Here is a 1,960-nt window from a genome sequence, read left to right as displayed (position 1 = left end):
CGCCAAGCCGGACATCTTCTCCCCGCCCGGCCCCACCCGCCACGCCACCGCCACAGAGCGGGCGCGGCTTCTCACCGACGGGCGGGAAGCCGCCGAGGTGTGCGCCGTCTGCCCGGTCACCCGCCGCTGCGTCATGTACGCGGTCGTCGCCGGAGAGGACCACGGTGTGTGGGGTGGGACGACCGCCCGGCAGATCCGCTCTGCCCGTAAGCGTCTCGTGGCCCGGCTGGAGCACCTGACCAGCGTTTCCCGTCAGGCGGTGGCGGCGTGAGGAAGAAGAAGGATCTCTGCTGCGACCACTGCGGGTCCATCGGACATGAGAGCAGCAGCTGCCAGCTTCCGCGTGGGCTGGAGGACCGGCGATGACCAGCAGCACCCATGAGAAGGCTCTTGCTGCGAACGGCGCCCTGTGGGCCGCCGGCTACCACCTGCTGGAACTGATCAGCCAGGAGCAGGAAGCGCACACCGTCTACCTGCAGGCCGCCCAGTCCGGCGGCCCTGAGGTCGACCCGGCGTGGGACGCCTACACGGATGCCTACACCGCCCGCGTCGGGCAGCTCGCCACCGTCGAACTCCTCGCCCGCCATCTCGATGGCGCCGAAACCGTGGCGATCAGCGCCCTGCCCGTCCACAACCCCGGGCAGGTAGCCGCGTGAACACCCCTACGCCTGCCACCGGGGCAGACATGGAGGCCCTCGCCGCCGCCGGATGGGACTTTCGGGCTCTGGTCGGCCTCGTCACCGAGGTGGACAAAGACCGGAACCGGGTGCAGATGGCGCTGAACGAAATGACCTCCATCGGCCTGACGGACCCTGAGGCACGGGTCCGCCTCTACCTGGCAGCCCGCATCGAACTGGCCCGGACCACCGGCACCTACCTGGGAGTAGCTATCTCACCTGGCCCTTGGCGGGATCAGGTGTACGAGGTCAGCTTCGACCCGGCGTCCGGCCAGGAGCCGACGGTCACCGTCACAGCCTGCTGAACTCCGCCACACCCGCACCCTCCTGGCACCTGCCGGGCTGGCTTCTGCGCCCATCTTCGCCGCGGACCCAGCCCGGCATCAGCCATCCCCGAAACGCTTCGAGGAGATCCCCATGTCTGCGACCACCACGACCACCAAGCCAAACGTCCCCACCCAGCGCATGGGAGGCGGGAACCCGGTCCTCCACGAGGAGAGGCCGCTACACCCGGCCGTGCAGACCATCTACGACAAGGCCACGCTCAACGCCCTGCCCCCACAGTTCCCGCTGATCGTCGCCAAGCCGGAGTGGTCCGGCGACATCCCCGCGTTCCTGACCAACGGCGTGTTCTTCATCGCCGCCGGGGTCGCCTCGTCCATCTACTGGACGCTCACCCTCGGTATCTGGCTGCTCCTCCACGGCTTGATGTGGGTCAACGCCCACTGGGTGCGGGTCGCCGTCGCCGTCATCACCGTCGCCGTCGCCCTCCACCTGGCCGGCTGACATGCAGCCGCTTCGACATGCCGTCCTCATCGCCACTGTCTTCGTCGCCCTTGCCGTGTTCAACGTCGGCCCGGTCGGCGACTACTGGCAGTCATGGAAGCAGCAGTTCGGCGACAAGTGGCACGAACTGCACCACCAGCCCACCCAGCCCACCACCCCAACCCCCTCAGGGAGCACCCCGTGATCGCCGAGATTCTGATCCGCTTCGCCATCCTCGGCCTCGGCACCCTCGCCGCGGTCGTCGTGGGCGGCATGCTTCTCGACCTCCTCGGCCGGCGGCGATGAACCAGTTCGCCGCTTTCGCGGTCACGGTCCTCCTCGAAGCGGTCGTGATCGCAGCCGTTCTCCTGCCCCCACCGCGCGGAAAGAGAACCCGCCGATGACCGCCAACGCGGCTGCCCCCCGCAGCACCAAAGATCCGGCCGAACGCCTGACGTTCATCGTCGTCATCGGCGTCCTCGTCCTCGTGCCCGCACTCACCTTCACCTTCTCCTTCG

General features: G+C 68.6%; 5 protein-coding genes. All 5 read left to right on the top strand.

The annotated features are described in order from the left end of the window. Nucleotides 1-271 (top strand): WhiB family transcriptional regulator (locus FDN03_RS16130; protein ID WP_138178602.1); only part of this gene is annotated, 271 nt, incomplete at its 5' end. Nucleotides 272-362: 91 nt separating this feature from the next. Then, nucleotides 363-656: a hypothetical protein gene (locus tag FDN03_RS16125; RefSeq protein ID WP_138178601.1), complete on the top strand. Its 294-nt coding sequence runs from the start codon at nucleotides 363-365 to the stop codon at nucleotides 654-656. Further along, nucleotides 653-982 carry a hypothetical protein gene (locus FDN03_RS16120; protein WP_138178600.1) on the top strand — a complete coding sequence of 110 codons (330 nt, stop codon included), beginning with the start codon at nucleotides 653-655 and terminating at the stop codon, nucleotides 980-982. The genes FDN03_RS16125 and FDN03_RS16120 overlap by 4 nt, the downstream gene beginning before the upstream one ends. 112 nt (nucleotides 983-1,094) lie before the next feature. Beyond that, on the top strand, nucleotides 1,095-1,463 hold the full coding sequence (locus FDN03_RS16115) for a hypothetical protein (protein WP_138178599.1): 369 nt from the start codon (nucleotides 1,095-1,097) through the stop codon (nucleotides 1,461-1,463). A gap of 1 nt (nucleotide 1,464) precedes the next feature. Then, a complete protein-coding gene (locus FDN03_RS16110; protein WP_138178598.1) occupies nucleotides 1,465-1,647 on the top strand; it encodes a hypothetical protein in 183 nt (60 codons plus the stop codon). Nucleotides 1,648-1,960 lie beyond the last annotated feature (313 nt).

This window comes from Glutamicibacter sp. V16R2B1 (assembly GCF_005774635.1).
Taxonomy (GTDB): Bacteria; Actinomycetota; Actinomycetes; order Actinomycetales; family Micrococcaceae; genus Glutamicibacter; species Glutamicibacter creatinolyticus.
The sequence above is the reverse complement of the archived record's forward strand: the minus strand, read 5'-3'. Positions and strand labels throughout refer to the sequence as shown.